The sequence below is a fragment of the Bullifex porci genome, assembly GCF_009695635.1.
Classification (GTDB): domain Bacteria; phylum Spirochaetota; class Spirochaetia; order Sphaerochaetales; family Sphaerochaetaceae; genus Bullifex; species Bullifex porci.
This window is the reverse complement of the sequence record NZ_VUNN01000002.1, coordinates 88,742-111,423: the sequence shown is the minus strand read 5'-3', so window position 1 is coordinate 111,423 and position 22,682 is coordinate 88,742. Positions and strand designations below refer to the sequence as shown.

Annotated in this window: 20 protein-coding genes and 1 pseudogene; 4 read left to right on the top strand and 17 right to left on the bottom strand. The window is 37.3% G+C overall.

The annotated features are described in order from the left end of the window. Nucleotides 1-217: 217 nt before the first annotated feature. The 13 genes and pseudogenes from FYJ80_RS01850 to der all read right to left on the bottom strand — a co-directional run bounded on the left by FYJ80_RS01850 (nt 218) and on the right by der (nt 15,117). On the bottom strand, nt 218-2,026 hold the full coding sequence (locus tag FYJ80_RS01850; protein WP_154424421.1) for an AAA family ATPase: 1,809 nt from the start codon (nt 2,024-2,026) through the stop codon (nt 218-220). A gap of 175 nt (nt 2,027-2,201) precedes the next feature. Then, entirely contained in the window at nt 2,202-2,360 is a 159-nt protein-coding gene (locus tag FYJ80_RS12215) for a transposase (RefSeq protein ID WP_407921429.1), read from the bottom strand. Continuing rightward, nucleotides 2,350-3,051 (bottom strand): annotated as a pseudogene (locus FYJ80_RS11865) (ISL3 family transposase). The gene FYJ80_RS12215 and the pseudogene FYJ80_RS11865 overlap by 11 nt, the downstream one beginning before the upstream one ends. Nucleotides 3,052-3,083: 32 nt before the next feature. Continuing rightward, nucleotides 3,084-3,482: a helix-turn-helix domain-containing protein gene (locus tag FYJ80_RS01830; protein WP_206360918.1), complete on the bottom strand. Its 399-nt coding sequence runs from the start codon at nt 3,480-3,482 to the stop codon at nt 3,084-3,086. Nucleotides 3,483-3,664: 182 nt separating this feature from the next. Then, a complete protein-coding gene (locus FYJ80_RS01825) occupies nt 3,665-4,324 on the bottom strand; it encodes an RloB family protein (protein WP_154424418.1) in 660 nt (219 codons plus the stop codon). Between the two features lie 3 nt (nt 4,325-4,327). After that, on the bottom strand, nt 4,328-5,635 hold the full coding sequence (locus FYJ80_RS01820; protein ID WP_154424417.1) for an AAA family ATPase: 1,308 nt from the start codon (nt 5,633-5,635) through the stop codon (nt 4,328-4,330). A gap of 668 nt (nt 5,636-6,303) precedes the next feature. After that, the gene (gene tnpA, locus FYJ80_RS01815; RefSeq protein WP_154424416.1) at nt 6,304-6,783 is read right to left on the bottom strand and encodes an IS200/IS605 family transposase; all 480 of its coding nucleotides are present in this window, start codon (nt 6,781-6,783) and stop codon (nt 6,304-6,306) included. A gap of 165 nt (nt 6,784-6,948) precedes the next feature. Beyond that, nucleotides 6,949-8,058 carry a molecular chaperone DnaJ gene (gene dnaJ, locus FYJ80_RS01810; protein ID WP_154424415.1) on the bottom strand — a complete coding sequence of 370 codons (1,110 nt, stop codon included), beginning with the start codon at nt 8,056-8,058 and terminating at the stop codon, nt 6,949-6,951. Nucleotides 8,059-8,126: 68 nt separating this feature from the next. Beyond that, nucleotides 8,127-10,049: a molecular chaperone DnaK gene (dnaK, locus tag FYJ80_RS01805; RefSeq protein ID WP_154424414.1), complete on the bottom strand. Its 1,923-nt coding sequence runs from the start codon at nt 10,047-10,049 to the stop codon at nt 8,127-8,129. An 88-nt stretch (nt 10,050-10,137) separates the two neighbouring features. Further along, nucleotides 10,138-10,740: a nucleotide exchange factor GrpE gene (locus FYJ80_RS01800; protein ID WP_154424413.1), complete on the bottom strand. Its 603-nt coding sequence runs from the start codon at nt 10,738-10,740 to the stop codon at nt 10,138-10,140. A 55-nt stretch (nt 10,741-10,795) separates the two neighbouring features. After that, entirely contained in the window at nt 10,796-12,877 is a 2,082-nt protein-coding gene (locus FYJ80_RS01795) for an LA_3659 family protein (protein WP_154424412.1), read from the bottom strand. Nucleotides 12,878-12,889: 12 nt separating this feature from the next. Beyond that, nucleotides 12,890-13,570, bottom strand: a complete 681-nt coding sequence (locus FYJ80_RS01790; RefSeq protein WP_154424411.1) for an HAD family hydrolase — start codon at nt 13,568-13,570, stop codon at nt 12,890-12,892. 2 nt (nt 13,571-13,572) lie between these two features. Then, a complete protein-coding gene (gene der / locus FYJ80_RS01785; RefSeq protein ID WP_154424410.1) occupies nt 13,573-15,117 on the bottom strand; it encodes a ribosome biogenesis GTPase Der in 1,545 nt (514 codons plus the stop codon). Between the two features lie 162 nt (nt 15,118-15,279). On the opposite strand from der, the gene FYJ80_RS01780 reads away from it, so the two are divergent. Continuing rightward, complete coding sequence (locus FYJ80_RS01780; protein WP_154424409.1) at nt 15,280-15,852, top strand: GerMN domain-containing protein; 573 nt, start codon at nt 15,280-15,282, stop codon at nt 15,850-15,852. 73 nt (nt 15,853-15,925) lie between these two features. On the opposite strand, the gene FYJ80_RS01775 is transcribed toward FYJ80_RS01780, so the two are convergent. From FYJ80_RS01775 to FYJ80_RS01765, 3 genes are all read right to left on the bottom strand, one after another. Beyond that, the gene (locus FYJ80_RS01775; RefSeq protein ID WP_154424408.1) at nt 15,926-16,696 is read right to left on the bottom strand and encodes a TIGR00282 family metallophosphoesterase; all 771 of its coding nucleotides are present in this window, start codon (nt 16,694-16,696) and stop codon (nt 15,926-15,928) included. Beyond that, entirely contained in the window at nt 16,696-18,225 is a 1,530-nt protein-coding gene (gene rny / locus FYJ80_RS01770; protein WP_407711864.1) for a ribonuclease Y, read from the bottom strand. Before rny ends, FYJ80_RS01775 begins: the two co-directional genes overlap by 1 nt. Nucleotides 18,226-18,578: 353 nt before the next feature. After that, nucleotides 18,579-18,719, bottom strand: a complete 141-nt coding sequence (locus FYJ80_RS01765; protein ID WP_154424406.1) for a hypothetical protein — start codon at nt 18,717-18,719, stop codon at nt 18,579-18,581. A gap of 449 nt (nt 18,720-19,168) precedes the next feature. Between FYJ80_RS01765 and FYJ80_RS01760 the strand changes: the two genes are divergently transcribed. The 3 genes from FYJ80_RS01760 to FYJ80_RS01750 are packed head-to-tail and all read left to right on the top strand — an operon-like array spanning nt 19,169 to nt 20,514. Next, nucleotides 19,169-19,387 (top strand): hypothetical protein, encoded by a 219-nt coding sequence (locus FYJ80_RS01760; RefSeq protein WP_154424405.1) that lies wholly within the window; start codon nt 19,169-19,171, stop codon nt 19,385-19,387. Next, complete coding sequence (locus tag FYJ80_RS01755) at nt 19,380-19,619, top strand: hypothetical protein (RefSeq protein ID WP_154424404.1); 240 nt, start codon at nt 19,380-19,382, stop codon at nt 19,617-19,619. Before FYJ80_RS01760 ends, FYJ80_RS01755 begins: the two co-directional genes overlap by 8 nt. 19 nt (nt 19,620-19,638) lie before the next feature. Next, nucleotides 19,639-20,514 (top strand): hypothetical protein, encoded by an 876-nt coding sequence (locus tag FYJ80_RS01750; RefSeq protein WP_154424403.1) that lies wholly within the window; start codon nt 19,639-19,641, stop codon nt 20,512-20,514. 776 nt (nt 20,515-21,290) lie between these two features. Here the strand turns inward: FYJ80_RS01750 and FYJ80_RS01745 are convergent. Then, entirely contained in the window at nt 21,291-22,631 is a 1,341-nt protein-coding gene (locus FYJ80_RS01745; protein WP_154424402.1) for an MATE family efflux transporter, read from the bottom strand. Nucleotides 22,632-22,682: the final 51 nt, after the last annotated feature.

The window sequence follows — 22,682 nt, the reverse complement described above, 5'->3', positions numbered from 1 at the left end:
CGGGGGTAAAATAAATATAGTCTATCTATGAGTTTAAAATTCTCTCCAAGCTTCATTTATTTCACTATTCTTTATTCTGTAATAGCTGGTGTTTTACTACTACCATCGTATTTCAGTTTACGGAGGAGCACCATATAATATCACGCAATAGGATGAATTATGTTAGGATTTATGCCGTTATTCATTAATAAATCTCCAGAAATTTTTGTTTATTAAATTAGTCCAGCCCTAACTCACATAGGTATTCTTCCACATTCTTATACTCAATGCTGTTCTCTTCTGTATAAGTTTTTCCTCTGTAAAGAATACAGCGTTTTGTAATCTGTCCGAAGCGTTTTTCTGTTGCCTTAACAAAGTCTTCATTAACTAGATGTCTGTACTGATTCGGGAATGGTTCTGTAGTATGCTTGATTTCGTAAGCTTCACAGGTGTTTGTGTTAGCATCGTAAATCAGCATGTCATATTCGTGATTTTCAAATCGAATCTTATAAACTTCCTTTTTTGAATTTCTAGAGTTTTTTACAAGTCCGCGTTTGGTTTCAAAAATCACAATATCTTCAAGCATGTGGCCAAGCACTCCTTCAATTATTTTGTCTGTGATAAGCTGAATTGTTTTGGCATCAAGATTCTTGATCTGGTCATCTTTCATCAAAGAATAAACAAGAGCCTGTGCTTGACAGAACCGCATTCCAGGCTGAGTAAAAATTATATACTCTTCACGGCTGCCCTGAATGAAGTCAATTTCCAGAGTTTCAGTCAAATCAAGATGTTTGAGATACTGCTTAATTTCATTCACATGAACACTAGATACACCAATTTCCTGTTCTTCTTTTTCTTTAATATCCAGGATTTTTTTAAGGGTGTCTATGATGGCTGTTGTATCAACATCATCAAGAATATCTGTTCTTTTTTCCTCATCACGGGCAGAACGGAGCATCTGGGCTGTTGAATGTAAATCGTGACTCTTAAAGACACTTGTAATTACTTCTGCAGCAAACTTATGGTTTTCATCCTCGATAATTCTGTTGATGGCATTTGTAAGTTCATTTTTTTCATAAAGCTCACGAAGATGACGGAAGTAGCGCCCGTTTTCATAGCATCTTAAACTATGCTGAATGTTCTTGCAGATGGCAGTATCAATATAGCGTCTTGTAGCTTCATCATCACGGAAAGAAGCTTCTTCGGTGTTCAGTTCTGTATTTTCAAAATCAAGTACACCAGCTTTAAGGGTTCCCCCGTAACGGATGTATTCATCAATATCTGTAATGCCAAGAAGTCTTGAATGTTCTCTATAAGGGATGACTGTTGTGTGGATTGTTATTGCACGATCGTAAAGCTCCTGACCTTCTGCAAAATAAAAGCCTAATGAGTCAGCTCCTGAAAGAATAATCTTCATACCGGTAGCAGCATATACATCAGAGAACAATGAGGCTCCGTCAATGAAATCTTCCATCAGGGTTGCTTCATCTATGAAAAGATATTTGTATCCGGCCTTCTCAAGTTTCTTTATGTCTTTTTTTATTGAAGAAATTGTATCGGTTTTACGGGCTTTAATATAAACCGTATGTTTCAGCTGAGCTTCAGAGAAAGAAAGCATTTCCTGTTTAAGCATTGTAGTTTTTCCGGTTCTGCGAAGACCATAAACAACACATACTTTATCTGTAGTAGGACTATTTATATATTTGTCCAGACGTTCAATGCAGTCGCGGGTTTTATACTGGCTTGCACTCTGAATAAGTTCCTTAAGGGCATCGCCTACAGTTATATTGCAGTTGAACTGATCTTCAAACTCTGACATATCAGGAGTTATTTTTCTTACAAGCTTAAGTTCTTTTTCAAGCTTCTTGCGTTCTTCAATCTGAGCCTTCAACGGTTCTACTTCTTCTTCATTCAAAGTACGGCTTAAGTTTTTCCCGTTGCTTTTCCACTGATGATAATAATAAGGCTTATTGTTGATTACTTTTCGAGTTACATAACCTTCCGGCAAAGAGGAAATTTTCTCTTCTAAATCTGCAAGCTTATTCATAAAATAATTATAACCTTATTTAACCGCAAATTAAATGTAAATTGCGGTTAAAACTGGAAAATTTAGGTCCCACTACGATACCACCAATAAAGGGTCATCAAAAAACGGCTCTTCCGGCATAAATGTGGGTAGGAAGTAGCAGTAATTTCTTTTCTCATACTGCGATAATCTCCTCCTATGGCCTGTTCGGAAGTGGTATCTTCAGATTGGAACATGTGAGATATATCATATTCAGCATTGAATCGATGTTTCTGAACCCGTAGCTTCGCCTTATCAGAAGTTTTATCTTGTTGTTGGCAGCCTCAATTCTTGCATTACTTAGGTCATAGAAAATGGTGGAGCAAAATGAATTCCATGTTCCTTCTTACCTTCTTAGCAAGCTCTTTAAATGCCTCTATTCTAGAATGAGCTGCCCACCATAACCAAGATTTAAGTCTACTTTCAGCATCAAATCTATTTGTACACCTAAGTATTAATCTTAGAGACTCTTTCATCTCATACGCGCGGTAAAACTTTGAATTACCTCTACGTATGCTTTCCAGCGTTTCTCTCTACCTTTCATTAAGGTGCTTAGGTGCTTTACCAAGTGCAAAGGAAGATCCTTTTATATAGTAAGCTTCCTTTCTTGCATTGAGTATTTTCTGAACATTACGATTATCTTTTGCAGGTTTTCCTTTACCAATCTTACCATACTTTTCCTCTAAAGCTTTAACTATGGCATTTGCATCTCTCCAAGCATTTATTCGAACTTCATCAAGAGCAGCATTAGCCCATTCTACAACATGGAAGGAATCCATGCATCTAACACACTCTGGAGTATACTTCTCAACGCACTCAGTTATCCATCTTGCACCATCACCAGTAACTACCTTTATATTCTTACGCTGTTTATCAGAGAGTTCTTCGTAAAACTTTTCCAGTACAGACTTTCCATGTCCTTCATGAAGCCATACAACTCTGTTTTTATCATGGTCTACTATGACTGTAATATACTTAAAACCTTTTCTATACGATGTTTCATCAATTCCTATGAGAACAAGTCCATCGAGCCTTTTCTTTAAGTTAGGCTCAATATCATTCTAGCTCTTGCTATACATCTCCCAACAGTCTCCCAGTCTATCCTAAGAAACTCAGCAACAGCCTTCTTGGAAAGTTGACAGGCTAACCATGCTACAGTCATGTCAAATTCTTTAGTAAAACGACTACCTTCATATGCCCATGGAACTGATGGATATTGAACTCCGTAATCATTACAATAAATTCGAGCTTGGCTTGTTTCTATGAAAAGTATAAGTTCTCCTATATCAAGTGCTCTCCATCTTCTAACCTTATTACTTCCTTTCTCATATCCTGGACACTTCCTTCCACAGATTGGGCATCTATTTGCCTGTTTCTTATTTATTTTAGCTTCAACATAAATACAGGAGACTCCTTTTTCATTTGTTTCAATTCTCATATTTGTGAAGATAGCTGTATTGACATTTAGAAGTTTTCTGAACATGTATTAAGCGTAGCCATTATTTGTCTCCTGTGTTGGTTTGGTCGCTTAACACTTTAGATTAAATATATGGCTATTTTCAATAATTACCTTTTTTCTTATTTTTTCTCAATTCTACCCACAACAATCCCTAAAGCCTCTTATTTTCTTTTGGGTAAGACACCGCACTCAGTAAATATTTTTTTTACAACCTCGTTGATGGAAAGGGCGGGATTATCCCTGTAATACGAGTATCCGCATAGATTTACAGGTTTCTTCCCGTCCTTTCCATTCTGTTCAGCAATTTTGTCTGCTCTGCGTAAGGCATCTTTGACATCATTCAGCGACAGTTTTCCAAGACATCTTTTGAAGGCTGATTCCTGTTTGTAATGGTCAAGATCCTCGAACTTCTCTCCAAAAGCCTGCTGAATCGGAGCCAGATACTGCTTTCTGCTGTTAAATGGCCCAAAACAGTCCTTTTTGTGTAGAATCATCCAAAGCTCAAATGTAAAGTTGCTGTAACCAAGCTGATATTTTATTTTCTTCTGCCTGTCTGCCTCTTTCATCTCTTTGAGGATGTTTTCAAACTTTTCAATATGATAATCATCAGTACTTTCCACATCGCAGATATGGATTACTTCAGGCGTAACTTTTAAGTTTGTTCCTTTATAGAAACTCTTTGGGCTCTGCTGAACCCTTGGAACAATTGAAACATTATATGTACGACCTTCGAAACCGTTAATCTGATCCCTAAGCCAGATGAAATACCATTGTTCGGTTTCTCCTTCAACTGTAAGGACATATTTTTTAGTCTCCAGCATCTTTCAGTTTTCCCTACTTTGTGAAATGATTTTTTTAAGAATCGGACTAAAATCAATTTCTTTGATTGCACCATAGCGGCTGACAAAATAGTTGTTCATGTAATCCTCTCCCTTTCGGACTCCTTCAGCAGTTGAAAAATCAGAAAGAGCATAATGTGTACTGTGCTTTGTTTCCTGATCCCTCTCAACAAATTTGATCTCGTCTCTTCTGAACAGGGATCCATCCAGAAAGATTGGATTGTGAGTGTTAAAAATGAACTGGGCATGATTCATGTTAATTTCATCATTGTGGAAGATGGATATGATGTTCATCAAAGCCATCGGGTGGATGGAAGCATCAAATTCATCCATTACAAGCGTTCCGCCGTTTATAAGGGTTTTGATGATCAGCGGGAACTCATTTATGAAACGGATGGTGCCGTATGATTCAAATATATCTGCAGGTATGACAGCCTTATTGTTACTTAAGATGGAACAAAGTACCGCTTCATCACTTTCACCATCAGTTCGGTATCCCAGTGCATTGGAAGTGATGCCGAATTCCCTGGCTGCTTCAGTAAGTGTAGCTTCCACATGGATTGCCTTTTCCTTCGGTTCAGCAAACTTACGCATGACCTTGATAGCATCCGAGTGATATATGACCATGAATTTTTCAGCAAACCAGTTAATCATGACATCTGTAAGTTCTTTGGCGAAGATATTCTTGAAGCCATTTGTCAGAAACAGTTCCGTATCTGAAAGGCTGCTTTCCGCAATTTCCTTTGTCTTGGGTGTTATTCTTTTTATGCTCCTGCTGGTCAGGTGACGAATCACCTGAGGCAGGTACACTTCAAGATGTGTTCCACGTGAAAAGACTTCCTTATCATTAACGACAAGCTTTTCTTCAAGAATCTTTCTTTCATAATCCCGGTCAAGGAACCGTCCAAGATCAAGGATCAGAGAATACTGGAAGAGAAGACCCTTTTCGATAAAGGAAATCGAGAATTCAGCAGGCGAGCCTTCTGAATCACAGTTAGGAATGAGTTCCAGTGATGAGGAAGCAACATTCGGAGATATATCGGAATCACTGTTACGTATGTTTCCTCTGAGGATTATTGCCCTGAGCGTTTCCATTGCACCTATGATATTGGTTTTGCCGGAAGCATTAGGCCCGTAAATGACGGCTGAGCATAGTGCTTTATGCTTCCTGCTCCCGACTTTTTCACTAAGAATACTGTAATCCAGACCGGTCTGCTTCGGTGCCGGTACCATGGAGAATACCGTCTCATCGACAAATGATTTATAGTTCTTGATTCTGAATTCCAACAACATTGCGATTACTTCCTGCTTTCTTAAATAATAATATTAGTACTGTTAATCTTCAACGAAAATCAATATCCAATTGCGAATAATTTGCAAGATAATATCGAAAACTGTCATAAAACAAAGGTAATGGACTGATCACGTTTTAAATAGTGTCAACAATCACGCAATTTTCCGCTCTTCTAATCATTTGTCTCCTGTGTTGGTTTGGTCGCTTAACACTTTAGATTAAATATATGGCTATTTTCAATAATTACCTTTTTTCTTATTTTTTCTCAATTCTACCCACAACTATTCCTGAAGCCCCAATAAATATAGTCTATCTATGAGTTTAAGATCTTCTCCAAGCTTCATTTATTTCACTATCTATTCTTTGCTCTTTATAGCTGATGCTTTTTATAAGTTAGATACCTTCTATTATATTTATTCTGTAATAGCTGGTGTTTTACTACTACCAGCGCATTTTAATTCACCATCTGAGGATTTTCATAGATCAAATAATAGTGTTAATCAAAACTACCGGCTCAGCCGGTAGTTTGTACTGCGGGTGCAACCCTTTTCTACCGGCTGGCGCTGACGGCGCCCTGAATTGCACTTCCTTTCGCACCACCTTTACAGGCTGCTGCTAAAGCAGCTCTGGTCTTATGTTACTGCTAGAATTTTTCTTCCACCAGATTTTATTTCTTATTTTTATTGCCTTTATTTGGCTCTCCTGTAAATGGATCGAAAAGCTCATCCATCACCAGCTGCTCGGACAATTTGTCCTCAACTAGCTGGTTTCGGATGTACTTTTCTATTGCCGCTTTATTCCGTCCTACCGTGTCTACATAAAATCCTCTGCACCAGAATTTTCGGTTCCCATACTTGTACTTTAGATTCGCAAACCTATCGAATATCATTAGGCTACTCTTCCCTTTTAGGTACCCCATGAATGCTGACACGCTTAGCTTCGGCGGAATCGATACTAGCATGTGTATATGATCGGGGCAACATTCCGCCTCAACTATTTCTACTCCTTTCCTTGTACATAACTCTCTTAATATTTTTCCTATCTCTATTTTGAGCCTTCCATATATTACTAGTCGTCTGTACTTCGGTGCAAATACTATGTGGTATTTACAATTCCATTTGGTATGAGCTAAACTTTCCTCATCCATTTTTATTCTCCTTTATTGGTAGTGGTGCTATTTGGGAATGCAACACTTCCATTATTGGAGAATTTTTTATTTGTGTATAGCTAAAGCTTTTTTGAACCTCCAGCCGAGCTGGAGGTATTCGTTACACAAAAAAAGCTGCTAGTAGTTAGCTAGCAGCCTAAGCGATCAATTTTCAAATGGAATTGGGTCTGGGGATGTATTTTCACCCATAGCCTCAGATAGCTGTTTCATCAAAGCCTTAGCCTTAAAGCCTAAGTGCTTTGGTGTTTCAACGATTACTGTAAGGTACATATCACCTCTATCGCTCTCGCTACCTCTAAAGCGTGGAACACCTCTACCCTTTAATCTTAAGCTCTTTCCTGATTGTATTCCTGAAGGAATTGAGACTCTTACCTTACCACCTTCAATTAGTGGAACCTCTACCTCACAACCAAGTGCTGCTTGAGTAAAGGAAATAGGAATTTGTAAGAATACATTCATATCCTCACGAGCGAAATACTTATCAGGCTTTACGTTTACGTAAATGATTAAGTCTCCTGCAGGGCCACCGTTCTTTCCGGCATTGCCCTTACCTCTTAGAACAAGCTTTGTTCCGTTATCAGAGCCGCATGGAATAGATACAGAGAGCTTTTCCTGCTTTCTCTTTACACCTGTACCATGACATGATGAGCATGGGTTTTCGATAATTCTTCCACTACCGCCACAGGTTGGACATGTTGATGCCATTTGGAAAAAACCATTTCCTCTTGTTACTTGTCCTCTTCCTCCACAGGTTGGACAGGTCTTTGTACCACTTCCACCTGTTCCTGCACAGGTATCACAAGCCTCATCATGAGCATAAGAAACATCTACCTTTGTTCCAAAGGCTGCATCCTTAAAATCAACAGTAACATTGTACTGTAGAGAGCTTCCTCTCTGCTGTGCACTTTGTCCCGATGATCTTCTTGAAGAGCCTCCTCCAAAGAAGGATGAGAAGATATCCTCAAAGCCACCGCCACCAAAGATATCAGAGAAATCACGATAGACGTTCTGATAGCCACCAGCACCACCATCAACTCCTGCAAATCCAAATTGGTCGTAGTTTGATCTCTTTTCTTTATTTGAGAGGATTTCGTAGGCCTCACTAGCTTCCTTAAACCTTTCCTCAGCCTCTTTATCATTTGGGTGAGTATCAGGGTGGTTGGCCATAGCTATCTTACGATAGGCCTTCTTTATTTCTTCATCGCTAGCGCTCTTACTAACCCCTAGAACCTCATAATAATCACGTTTTGCCATAAATCCCTACTTACACAAACATGCTGACACTATGGCCAGCATGTTATTATTTGTTTGGACTAGTGTCCTTATTTTACTTCTTCGTAATCTGCATCAACTGCATCATCACCAGCAGAAGTAGAAGATGTGCTTTCACCTGTAGGACCAGCCTGCTGCTGTGCACCAGATTGATTTGCAGCCTGAGCTGCCTCATAGACCTTCTGTCCAAGCTCCATAGAAGCCTGCTGTACAGCATCGCTCTTAGCCTTAAGCTCTTCAGCTGTAGCATTCTGGTTAGCAAGAGTATCCTTAAGCTCCTTAACTGCAGCTTCGATCTTAGCCTTTTCACTATCGCTTACCTTATCGCCATAGTCCTTGAGAGCCTTCTCAGTTGCATATACGATATTCTCAGCATTATTTCTAGCCTCGATAGCTTCTCTAAGCTTCTTATCCTCAGCCTGGTGAGCCTCAGCATCCTTAACCATCTTATCGATTTCATCCTCAGAAAGACCAGAAGAGGTTTCAATTCTAATCTTCTGCTCCTTACCTGTACCAAGATCCTTAGCAGATACGTGTACAATACCGTTAGCATCGATATCGAAGGTTACTTCGATCTGAGGTACTCCTCTTGGAGCTGCTGGAATACCAACAAGGTCAAATCTACCAAGAGTTCTGTTCTGGCTAGCAAGCTCTCTTTCACCCTGAAGTACGTGAATAGATACTGCAGTCTGGCCATCTGCTGCTGTTGAGAAGATCTGGCTCTTTCTTGTAGGAATAGTAGTATTTCTCTCAATGAGCTTTGTATTAACACCACCGAGTGTCTCGATACCAAGTGAAAGTGGAGTAACATCAAGAAGGAGTACATCCTTAACATCACCCTTTAAGATACCACCCTGAATAGCTGCACCAACTGCTACTACCTCATCTGGGTTAACACCCTTGTGTGGCTCCTTCTTAAAGAGGTTCTTAACAAGCTCCTGTACACATGGGATACGTGATGAACCACCTACGAGAATAACCTCATCGATGTCATCAGCTGTAATACCTGCATCACGAAGTGCATTCTGGCAAGGAATCTTAGTTCTTTCAACAATTGGAGCGATCATCTGTTCGAACTTAGCTCTTGTTAAAGACATCTGAAGGTTCTTTGGACCTGTTGCATCAGCAGCGATGAATGGAAGGTTGATATCTGTTGTCTGAGAAGAAGAAAGTGTAATCTTAGCACTCTCAGCAGCATCCTTGAGTCTCTGAAGAGCCATGTTATCCTTTGTTAAGTCGATACCAGTTTCCTTCTTAAACTCATCAGCCATCCACTGAATTAATAGCTGGTCAATATTATCACCACCAAGGTGTGTATCACCGTTAGTTGACTTTACTTCGAATACGCCATCACCGAGCTCGAGAATAGAAATATCGAATGTACCACCACCGAGGTCATATACTGCGATTACCTCATCCTTTGAGCTATCCTTACCAAAGCCATAAGCAAGAGCAGCAGCTGTAGGCTCGTTAACGATTCTCTTTACATCCAAGCCCGCGATACGACCTGCATCCTTAGTTGCCTGACGCTGTGCATCGTTAAAGTAAGCTGGAACTGTGATAACAGCCTCTGAAACACTCTCACCGAGATACTCCTCAGCTGTCTTCTTCATCTTCATTAAGATCTCAGCACTGATCTCCTGTGGGCTTAAAAGCTTACCACGAATATCAACCTTGATCTCATCATTTGGGCCTGCAACGACCTTATATGGGGTGAGCTTAATCTCCTCACCTACCTCATGGAACTTTCTTCCCATGAATCTCTTAATTGAATAAACAGTGTTAGTAGGGTTAGTAACCATCTGGTTCTTAGCTGGCTTACCAACAACACGTTCTGTATCACTCTTATAACCAACTACTGATGGAGTAGTTCTGTCACCCTCAGAGTTTGTAATAACCTTTGGTTCATTTCCTTCCATAACTGCTACGCAGCTGTTAGTTGTACCAAGGTCGATACCAATAATTTTTCCCATTTTATTTATCCTCTTCTAATTATTTATCAAATTTATTTTGTTCAATTTTCTTGAACTGGATGTAATGTAATAATGTTTTATGAATTCGTCAATCAGCACTTTTTAATACTTTTACTTTTGCACTTCTAACGACTCTACCATTTACCTTATATCCCTTCTGGAGAATAAGCTGAACTGTCTCTTCCTTTGCGTCATCACTTACTTCCATCATACAAGCCTCATGCTCATTTGGGTTAAAAGGAACATTAGCCTCATCTATGATTTCTAAGCCCCAATTAGTCTTTAATAGAGTATAGATTCTATCCTCGATCATAGAGACACCCTCACGAATAGCTTCTACATTATCACTATTCTTAGCAGCCTCTAAGGCTCTTGAGAAATCATCAAGAGGTCCTAAAAGATCCTTAATAAGAGCGGTATTAGCATATTTAACTGCCTCCTCCTTCTCCTTAATTAAGCGCTTCTTATAGTTCTCTGTATCTGCCTGGTTTCTAATAAGCTTATCCTTTAGCTCATTAACCTCTTTCTCTTTTTCTTCAAGCTTTTCTTCTAGGCTAGAGATCTTTTCATCTCTCTCATCTGCCTTAGCTTCCTCTTTATTTTCGCATGGAGCTTCTTCTGTCTTAATATCATCCATGCTCTCAGCAACAACCTCTTCCTTTATCTCTTCTTCATTCTTTTTCTTACTCATAATAAACCTCTTTGTTTTAACACCTAAACTAAGTTAATAAGAGTTATGTTAATCGTCAATCCTCAGATAGCAGATCCTCTTCCTCTCCTAGAAGGAAATCATCAGGGAATGATTCAATCGTTACCTGACTTTTTTTACTCTTAGGAGCAGATAAAGGAGTAGAAGCTGGTTTATTATCATTTTCTATCTTCTTTCTGACTAACATAGCCTCCTCATCCATTCTCTCCTTTTTAATGGAATCGAGGCGCTTTTGCTCACTCTCAAATTTATCTGTAATTGCTAATAGCTCACGATTTACTTCACGATTTTGCTCTGTAAGGTTAAATAGCTCCTCCTTAGTCTCGGTAACTCTCTTTTGAGTTTCCTCAAGCTGAGCCTGCTTGTCAGCAATCTTTCGCTGTAAATCATTTAAGCGTTCAACTGTATTAGCGATAGTCTCATCTGCTCCCTGGTTAAGCCAAGATACACTCTCTTTGATATCAAGCTGACGGTTAGCTAGGTTCTCAATAGTTTCTAGTGCAATTTTATTCATTGCTCTATAAACTCCATCTATTCTAGTAACCTCACTATTTAATATCTCAGCGATCTTAACCTTATTTTGCTCGATGAAGGCCTTTGCTTCAGCATCCATAGTCTCAAACTCTTTTTGATGGATAGCAGAGATATCCTGAGAGCCCTTAAGACAAGCGTCCTCAACCTCTCTTTGCTTTGTATTAAGAGCCTTTATACTATCCTCTGTTACAAGAGATAGCTCCTTCTTAGTTTTCTCAAAGGATTCAGATAGAGAAGCTAGTGTGCTATCAAAGGAAGCTGTAACCTCAGATTTTACCTCATTAGCTCTATTTTCAACCTCATCTCTCTTAAGAGAAAGCTCACTAACCTTATCATTAACGCTTTGTTCAAGAGTCTTAAGCTGCTCAAATAGAGTGTTATAAGCACTATTAAGCTTCTCCTCAAGCTGAGTATAGATAATAGAGAGATTTTCACGAGCATTTAAAATACTCTCTTCGTTTCTATTAGCTTCCTCCTTAACACTCTTAATTCTCTCATCTAAGCTATCTAAGGCTTGGCTTTCTCTACTCTCAATATTTGAGGTTAAGTTATCGACCTGAATAAGAAGCTTATTTCTTTCATTTTGGAAGAACTCCTCAGCTTCCTTTTTTCTTTCATCGATATTACTCTCAATATTACTAGAGATATTCTTAAACTCCTCGTTCTTATCATTAATAAAGGAATCAAAATTATCTCTATCCTCAGCTAGCTTCTCCTGATACTTCTCAAGAAGAGCCTCAGCCTCCTTATCTTTTTCAAGGTAGTAGGTATTTAGTCTCTCCTCTTCATTCTTAAGAGCCTCACTTCTTTGGTCAAAAAGTGTAGAAAGCTCAGCCTTCTTACTCTCGATCTCATCTAAGCGACCATTAATGCCATTAGTAATTTGCTCTTCCTTCTCGCTAAGAGAAGCAATTGCATCAGCAAGCTGTGAATCAGCTTCCTTTCGCTTTAATGCTAAATCAGCTCTTGCTTCATCTAAGTAGGAGCCGAACTCCTCTCTATTCTTAGATAGCTCATCAGAAAAGAGAGATAGCATCTCTCTTTCCTTATCCTGATGCTCTTGAACTATAGCATCAAGATTTACTCTAGTTGTTGCAAGATATGCCTTAACAGACTCCTGCTGTCTTACTATATCCTCCTCAATTACTGCGGCATCGCTTTTAAAGGATTCTATAGTTGAATTCACGGATTCAGCCTTTCTAACCTCATCCTGAACAACACTAATTCTATTTTCAGCATGCTCTGTTTGGAGCCTTAACTTTTCAAGAGTAACCTCATAGCTCTTACAAATTGATTCAAGAGCAGCTAAATCTCTTTTGTGGTTCTTTAGGTTTTCAAGAGATAAATCTATATCATTAATTACTCTTGAGACCTCATTCTGCTTTGATTGAATTTTATCAATGGAATCAAGGCAAGTCTCCTGAACTCTCTTTACAGTTTGAGATGCTTCGTTTCGGAAGGTAACGATCTTCTCCTTAACGTTAGATAGACTCCTACTCTTCTTATCTTCAGCACGAAGAGCAAGTATTATTATCATTGTGATAACAAAAAGTGCTACAGGAAGTATATATACAAGCATGTCCATAATTCTATTCTCCTAGAATAACCTTTCCATCAATTCCATATAGTTTTTTATTACAATATCTGCAAGGGGGTATGAGCCCTTTTTATTAGTAATCATAACACTACTAAGTCCTGCATTCTTACTACCAACTACATCCTTAGAGTAGCTATCACCTACATATAGTATCTCTTTTGGCTCAACTCCCATTGCCTCTGCCATCTTAAAAAATGGTGTGCCATTAGGCTTTAAGGTTCCATAGTCCTCTGTTGAGGATGCAAAGCTCGCATAGCTCTCAACTCCTAGTACCTCAAGCTTATTTCCAAGTGGGAAATCTGATAAAAACCCTATCATATACCCATTTGCTTTTAGCTTATCCAAAAGCTCTATTAGGTTGTCAAAGCGAGTAAGCTTTTTATCATAGCGACACCATGGCTCATACATAAAGGAGTTATATCTTTTTTCATAATCCTCTATTTCTTTACCATAGATAAGACGTGACTCTCTTTTTCTAAACTCAGCTAATGAGGTTGCAGGAACAGGATTAATTTTATCCATCCTCCTGATTTCTCCCCTCATTTTATTGTAACGATAAGAAAAAATAGGATGTGCTATAGCTGCCTTTAAAAGATAAATATGAGTTTCATATTTAGGATAAAGGGTTCCATCTATATCGAAGCATACAGCCTTTATCTTATTATCGCTTAAGAATCCCATTACTATCCTCTTCTCTTTTGCTTTTGGTTTCTTACTATCTTTTCAGCTCTCTCTCTTTCCTTACCAAGGCGAGCCTTACCACCTGGCTTTTTAGCAATACCCTTAGCTAGAGTTGTCTTCTTACGACTCTCCTTAATTACCTTACTAATCTCAACCTCTTCCTTTTTAGGACCCTTTTCATAGAGCGAAGGATTTCTCCTTCTCTCTCTAAGAGAGATCTCAATAGGAATTGAGGAAAAGCCAAGCTCCTTTCTCATGAGGTTCTTTACATAGGATAAATAGCTTTCTGGGAAATCCTTAATTCTATTTACAAATAGTAGGAATCTTACAGGAGTAACACTAACCTGGGTTCCATATAAAATCTTATAGTGTCCTGAAGCACCTCTAGGTGGCTCATATTCCTCTCCCCACCTTCTAATGCAATCATTTAGGACATTAGTATCAATTCTCTTATTAAGCTGTCTCCATACAGCCCATACTGTATCAAGAAGCTTACCTATTTCGTCTCCCTCTAGAGCTGAGATAGGAACAAGTGGAGCAAAGTTTAATATAGGGAATAAGAATCTTACTCTATCCTTAATAGCCTCAAGCTCATTTCCAATTCCCTTAAGAGCATCTATTTTATTTAAAACTAAAACTACACCCTTTCCACGTCTAACAATTAGCTGTGCGATCTTCTTATCCTGCTCAGCTAAGCCTTCTGTAACATCTATCATCAATAAAACGACATCTGAATCATCGATTGTCTTAATAGCTCTATTTACAGAATAATACTCAACATCCTCTTCTACCTTGCTCTTTCTTCTAATACCAGCTGTATCGAGAACTGTATAATCGGTACCCTTATAGGTAAAGGTTCCTCTCATTACATCTCTAGTAGTACCTGCGATACTACTTACGATAGAGATATCTCTACCTGTTAAAAGGTTAGTTAAGGTACTTTTTCCTGTATTTGGCTTACCGAGGATAGCAATCTTAATTGTTTCTGCCTCCTCTGGCTCTTCCTCTTGACGCTCTAAATCGAGAAGGCCCAATAGAGTATCCTCTAGCTCCTCAATTCCAAGTCCGTGGGCTGCAGATATTCCAACTACCCTTTGATAGCCGTAGTTATAGTAGTTCCAAATTAAATCCTCACGGGTAACGTCATCGATTTTATTTACAGCAAGCACAACCTTATCTGTATAAGGTCTTAGCTCCTTTAATAGCATCTGATCCTCAGGAGTTACCTCCATACAATCCATAACAAAGATAATTACATCGCTTTGAGATAGTAATGAAAGACTCTTTTCTGTAACAGGACCATCTAAGCCCTCTTGGTCTAATTTTACTCCACCGCTATCGACTAAGGTTACACGGTTATTTCCAAGTAACCAGGTCTCAGGAATAGGGTCACGAGTAACTCCTGGAGTTGGATCGGTTATAGCCCTTCTCTTTCCAATTAATCTATTAAATAATGTACTTTTACCAACGTTTGGACGGCCAATAATACTGATAAGAGGTAAAGTTGTATCTATATCAGCTTTATTAACTATTTCAAGCTTTTGCATATAATTCCTCATAAAGGCATATTGCCCTTAATATTAAGTGTATTGTATTACTTCGTTCATGCCAATATAGATTAGCTTAACTTTTGTGTCAAACAATTGTTTGACTACCACGTGGAAAAAATATTGCTTGTACCAACTATATATTTTGGATAAAATTTTTCCATGATTGAAGATGATGATAAATTCAAGCAAAAAGAAAACCTTGATGTTGCTTATGAAAGAAATTTCATAAGACCTATTATTATCTTATTTATTCTAATTATATGGTGTGTTGGTCTATCTATTTTCTTTTATCCAAAGGTAAAGAGTGCTGTAATTGAAAGCGGAGTATTAGAGCTAATTGCAGATATGAATGAAGAGGAATTAATTCCTCAAAGAGGTATTAAGGCTATTTATTTTTCTCAAGCTGGTCCAAAGGTTTATTCTTTTGTGACAGATAAAAGAGGCTCAACATATTTACACGATACTATTGAGGCGTTAATACATGACTATCCAGTAGAAGCCTTAAAGGATGGATGTATTTCATTAGTATCAAGTGAAACTAAATTAATAGGTTTAACTGTTAGTAGAGGTATTTGCTATGTAAATCTCTCTAAGGAGTTCTTAAAGAGCTCTACATATAATGAAAACAATGCTTATGAACAGGTTGAAAAGACACTTTTACTAGATGAAAATATAGAAAAAGTCGTGATATTAATCGAAGGTGAAGTATTAGATCCTAACTATTTTTCATAACTAAAAAGTGCGATAGGACCGCGCAATCTAATAAAAAAAGATAGATTGCGCGGACTTATAATAATTATTTATCTTAAATTCTAACTATTTTTGTACAAAGACTACTATCTGTATCAACAGTTAAAAGAACACCCTGTATTTCACCAGCTTCATCTAAGATTTCACTCTTCATTGGAATTTGAGTAAGCTGTCTTTCAATTGAAATCTCAGGATTTGACCCAATTACACCTGTATGTACACCAGTTAAGCCTAAATCGGTGATGTAGCCACTTCCCTTAGGAAGAATCTTTTCATCCATAGTTTGGATATGTGTATGAGTTCCAACAATAGCAGAAACACTACCATCTAAAAAGAAGCCCATAGCTTCCTTCTCGATAGTGGACTCAGCATGAAAGTCAACTAGGATTACATCACTAGTTTTTTTAATTCTTTCAATTGTTTCCTTGACTGTTTTAAAAGGACAATCTGTAACAGGCATATCAACTCTGCCCTGTAATGATATTACACTATATGTAACTCCATTCTTTTTTACAGTACAAAGTCCATGCCCAATTACACCCTTTGGGTAGTTTAATGGTCTAAGGAGGTCATCCTTAGAGTCTAATAAAGGAAAAATTTCATTTTTCTGCCAAATATGGTTTCCACTAGTGATTACATCTGCACCATACTTTTTCATATTGTAGTAATCATCTTCACAGATGCCAAAGCCACCAGCAGCATTTTCACCATTAACGACGCAGAAATCAACCTTATATTTCTTTATTAAACCTTGAAGCCCTAGAAAGAGCGCACTCATTCCAGGACTTCCAGCTACATCTCCTAGCATTAGGATGTTTACTAACATTATCTAGCGTACTCCACGATTCTAGTTTCTCTGATGATTGTTACCTTAATCTTACCAGGGTATCTGAGCTCTGCTTCAATTCTCTCAGCAATACCTCTAGCAATATCCTTAGCACCCTCATCAGTAACTGTGGTGTTATTAACTAAGATTCTTAGCTCACGACCAGCTTGAATAGCAAATGCAGAATCTACACCCTCGAAGCTCTTTGCAATACCCTCTAGGTTTTCGAGTCTCTTGATGTAGTTATCTAAGCTCTCCCTTCTAGCACCAGGACGTGCAGCAGAAATAGCATCAGCAATCTGAACAATGATAGATTCGATACAATTAGTCTCGACATCACCATGGTGTGCTGCTACAGCATTTACAACTCTAGGATCCTCTCCAAGTCTCTTTACGAGCTCAGCACCAAGCTCTGCATGGTTAGCTTCACTCTCTGTCTCTGCGCCCTTACCGATATCGTGTAATAAACCACCACGTTTAGCAATTTCAGCATTAGCACCAACCTCTGATGCGATCATACCAGCTAAAATAGCTACTTCCTTAGAGTGGAATAGAACATTCTGTCCATAGCTTGTTCTAAAATATAATCTGCCAAGAGCTCTGATTAATTCTGGACCCATATTATGAATACCAAGGTCAAAGATTACCTTTTCACCCTCATCTACGATGATGCGGCCAACCTCTTTACTAACCTTAGCAACCATCTCTTCAATTCTAGATGGGTGGATTCTTCCATCCTGAACTAAGCGTTCAAGAGCTACTCTAGCAATTTCCTTTCTTACTGGATCAAAGCAAGATATTACAACAGCCTCTGGAGTATCATCGATAATAATATCAACACCGGTTAAGGTTTCGAGGGTTCTAATATTTCTACCCTCACGCCCAATGATACGACCCTTCATTTCATCTGATGGTAAAGATACAGATGATGTTGTGACCTCACCACTTACTTCAGTTGCAAGACGCTGAATTGATTCTACGATGATGTCACGTGCGACCTTCTCAGCTGTTAGCTTTGTTTCTGCTTCAATTTTAGCAACGTAAACATGGCCATCATGAGCTGCCTTTGCCTGCATCTGCTCAATAATAGAAGCCTTAGCTTCCTCCTGGCTCATACCTGCTATCTTCTCTAATTCTTTAATTAAAGAAGCCTCTTTTTCTTTTAGCTCTGCTTCTTTCTTAGAAACAGCTTCACTTCTATCCCCAAGTTGTTTTTTGACTACATCAAGCTCTTGCTGCTTGTGTTCGAGATTTTCTTCTTTCTGCAAAAGCCTTCTCTCTGTCTTCTGCAGCTCTGATCTTCTTTCCCTTGCCTCACGCTCATTTTGCTGCTGTTCCTTTAACAGCTTATCACGTGTTTCAAGCATTAACTCCTTTGCTTGAGCCTCTGCCTTGATGATTGCTTCCTGCTCTGTTCTAACTGCCTTCTGTTCAACAGAAGTAAGCTTAAACTTAGCATATATCCATCGGCCAGTATAGCCGAGGGCGATGCCAAAAATACAACATAGAAGGATTGTAATAATATTAATCATAACAATGTCCCCTATGATATTAATTATCATACTTATTGGAAATACAAAGGTCAAGCTAGATTTAATATATTCATAGTGTCAAAATAACTTAAATTCTTATAAAGAGGACACAATATACAGTGCTATTACCAATAAAATAACATAGTATTTCTTTATAATACATGAATTTAACATTATTTATTTAAATAATTGGATTTTTACACTCCATTATCATTAATAGTTAATAGTGTAATTATAAATTTAATGGAAAATTTATTTATTGTGTTATAAATATTTGTCAATATTTAATTTTTTGTCCGTATTATATAAAAGCAGATAGGCATTATACCTACCTGCTTATCGATACGATATTAGAACTGGTCAACGTTATCCTTTGTAATGACATTTACACCTGTATCAACGTATTTGTAGCCACCCATGTCAACGCCATTGAGGATATCTACTGCAGCCTTTACACCCTGATAACCCATCTGGTAAGGGTTTTGACCCATGATACAAAGAAGTGCACCTTTCTTAGCAAGAGCCTTGTTAGTATCAGAAGCATCAGAGCCACATCCACTATTTCTTACCTAACACTTAGGGACAAAAAATATTATAGGAATTGTGTTTAATTTAAAGCTTTTACACTTGATTATTGTCAATATATATTAGCTAAATGAAAAATAACCAGTGATTTACGAAGGAGCACCATATTAAGATGATAGAGGTTTTTGCAATAACTAAAGTAGACAATTTATTATAGATAATAGTACTGCTAGAGGAAAACTGCTTACAATGGTTGTGTTTTTTCCTTTGGCAACTATATAAAATGATAAAGTGTGGAATCATTTTAGAAATAATCAAGAATTTCATAAAATGATAATAGCTATGGAATGTTGAACATGCGAATCAAAAGAAAACTTTTAGAGGACTCTTTAAACAGCCAGAGTATGGATTATCATTGTTTACTAATCTAGATTCTTTAAAAAAAACTGTATTAAGGTTACCAGCATTAAAAGCCAAAACAAAAGCTTATGCAAAAGGTTTTACAACAATTATTCGAGGTGTCTCTACTAAAGAAAATAATCTGCATCATGTAGAATATTATCTTTATGATTATGAGAATAATAGTCCTAAGGATGATTTTAGAATTTATGAGGTACTAAAAGAACATGAGTGATAAAGAAATATTTATGTATGTAAAAGAATTAGGTAATCTTTATTTGTATGATGTATTACTAGAATTTATATATCCTCGTGTTTTTGTTTGTGAGGATTCATTTAATAGCAAGTTTTTATTCTATGAGATGAGTAGTAATCATGATAAAGATGTTTGGCTTGTCTCAAGAATAAGCAAGTTAGAATATTATGATTTAATAGATAGAAAAAAAATCGATTCAAAAAACATATGATGGAAAAGCAGGTTTTAATTTGTTTTCTATTACAAAAAATTATAAGACCGACGGTGATGAAATTGAACTTTCTTTGAATGCAAAGGAGTGGATTAAAATGTTACCTTCGGAGCCTGTTTTTTCAGAAAAAGAAATAGTTGATGATATTAATGATGAGACTTTGCAATTTGCTAGAGAGAATAATGTTACTACTGTTGCTATTCGATTGTTCGCTGGTTCAGATAGACATCACATTTCATGTAATTTTATTAATGATGTAAGTTCAGCATTTACTTCTCTTACTAATTCAGTCTCTGGTATAAAAAGAAAGCAGCCATTAGAAGTTTTTATGAAAGCAGGATCTTGTATTGTTAATTTATTTTTCCCTGACCAGATCAATCTCTTTAATGAAAGTGATGCTATTTATGAGATGGGTATTGTAAATGAAGTATTGGAATCAAAAAACCTATCTGAAGGCTTATCAAAGGTAAAAGACCAAAAAAAATTCATTGAATCTTATAAGAAGATGTTAGATGCAATTAGAAAAACAGGTAGTTGCGTACAATTTACTACTGCTTCACCTAATTCAACAAAGACTAAGAAAATTGAATTGTCTAAAGAAGAAGTATTAAGACGCTATGATTATATAAAAGATATAAATCATATTGAAAAAGAGACTTTGCAAGTAAAAGGCAAGCTTATTGCTATGGATGTTAAAACTAAACGTTTTAAATTGCTATTAGACGATGGTTCTATAAAAGCAGGAGAAGTAGGAAATGAGCTTCTTGAATCAACCTCTTTTGAATTACCAAATAGCTATGATGCTAAAATAGATGTTGAAAAATATATTGATATTAAACAGAATTGTACAAAGGAAAAGGTTGTTTTAAAAACTCTTGTTAAGAGTTTTTGTTAGTTACTTTTTACTGTAAAAACTCATATAACTATTCTTGAAATTGAAGTTGCAAGGCATATATAGTGTCTAATTTAAAATGGAAGAAATTATACAATTTCGGAGACTTAACAAGTGCCTTGTTTGTATCAAATGCATCAGAGCCACATCCACTATTTCTTACCTAACACTTAGGGACAAAAATTATTATAGGAATTGTGTTTAATTTAAAGCTTTTACACTTGATTATTGTCTTAATATATTAGCTAAATGGAATTGTGGCATAGCTAGAAAAACGGTAGCGGCATTAGTTACCTCAGAAGGATTACATCCGTAAGGGGGAACAATGGCTTCCTCTAATCTAACGGATGAGAGGAGGTGATGAATCATGCTAGAAATGATTTTAGAGATTATACTCTGGAGTATAAAGATCTGCACATCTGTGATAGAGCTTATTTCTACAATGAAAAAAACATCCCGCCATTCTGGTACCAACAGGAAGCGGGATTAATTTTCTGCAATTCTGAGGTAACTAGCCGTCTATCGGCTATGCCACTCTATATATTATTCTATCTCTTTTTAATTTATAGTCAATATTCCTTATCTATTTTATATGAGCTAAATATTTTACTAAAAAACTCTACCCATCTGTGATAGAGCTTATTTCTACAATGAAAAAAAACATCCCGCCATTCTAGTACCAACAGGAAGCGGGATTAACCAATCCATATTTCTGAGGTAACTAGCCGTCTATCGGCTATGCCACTTCAACTATTATTCTATCTCTTTTTAATTTGTAGTCAATATTTCATTGATAAGCTTTCTTTTTTGCATAGGAAATAGCATTTAAAAATCATGAATATAAGCATTACGCTCCAGCCAATTGCACAAGAAAATGCTATTCCCGATATTCCAAAAATAGGAGCGAGGATAAAGGTTGCAACAGTTCTTATTGAAGCTTGAATAAATGTATTTAATGCAGAAAGCTTCATCCTACCCATACCTCTAAAGAAGCCTTGCATACCATTAGTTAAGCCTGGAAGGATATAGAAGAATGCCATGTACCCAAGATATTGAGTTCCAAGTGCAATAACACTCTCAGCACTTTCACCTGTTACAAACATTGAAATAATTGGCTTTCTAAAAAGATATGTAAAAACTAATATGATGGCACCATATATAGCTTCAAGTAATAAACCTGCTTTTAAACCCTTTAATAGGCGATCTTTCTTATTTGCTCCCCTATTCTGAGCTTCATATGTTGATATCGCTGAGCCAATTCCCTGCTCAGGGATACATGCAAAGTCATCAAGCTTAGTTGCTGCATTATATGCTGCAATTGATGAAACTCCAAGCATATTAACTCTACCCTGTATTAGGACCTTACAAATTGGTTGAATTGCTTGCTGTAGTGCTGAAGGAGCTCCATATGCAAAGATTTTTTTAATTTCTTCCTTATCAAATTTAAAGGATGAAATATTTGGACAAATTGCTTTTTCCTTAAACCATATGTGGTAAATAGCAAGGATCGCAGAGACTCCCTCTGCAACTACAGTTGTCGTAGCTGAGCAAATAATTCCAAAGCCTAAAAAGCCGATAAAGATAACATCTAACAGTGCATTTAATATTGCTGAGAAGGCTAAAAACTTAAGAGGAGTTTTAGTGTCACCTGCGCTCTTTAAGCCCGCTGCGAGTGTATTATATATAAATGTAAAGGGTGTTCCTAAAAATGTTATAGCAAGGTATGAGGCGGTTATTTCCTTTATCTCGCTTGGAACCTGAAGTAAATTAGTAATATTAGCTGAAAATATAAAGCCAAAGGTTGAAATAACTAGAGCTGAAATAACACCAAGAGAGAGTGTCATAGCTAAGGTTGCTTTAAGCTTATCTAAATCCTTAGCGCCAAAGGCCTCACTCATTAAAACACCAGAGCCTATACACATACCCGATACACCTAAAATTACTAGGTTCATTACAGGACCAGCAATACCCTCTGCTGCTAATGCCTCAGGACCAATAAAACGTCCTGCGATTATTGAATCGATAGCGTTATAAGCAAGCTGAAGCCAATTACCAAGCAGCAATGGAAGTGCATACTTCCAAAGATGTGTATAAGCTCTACCAGTTGTCATATCACGCATAAGTGTGATGATAAGACAAAATATTTTGCTTCTTCAAGAGTGCATTCACTC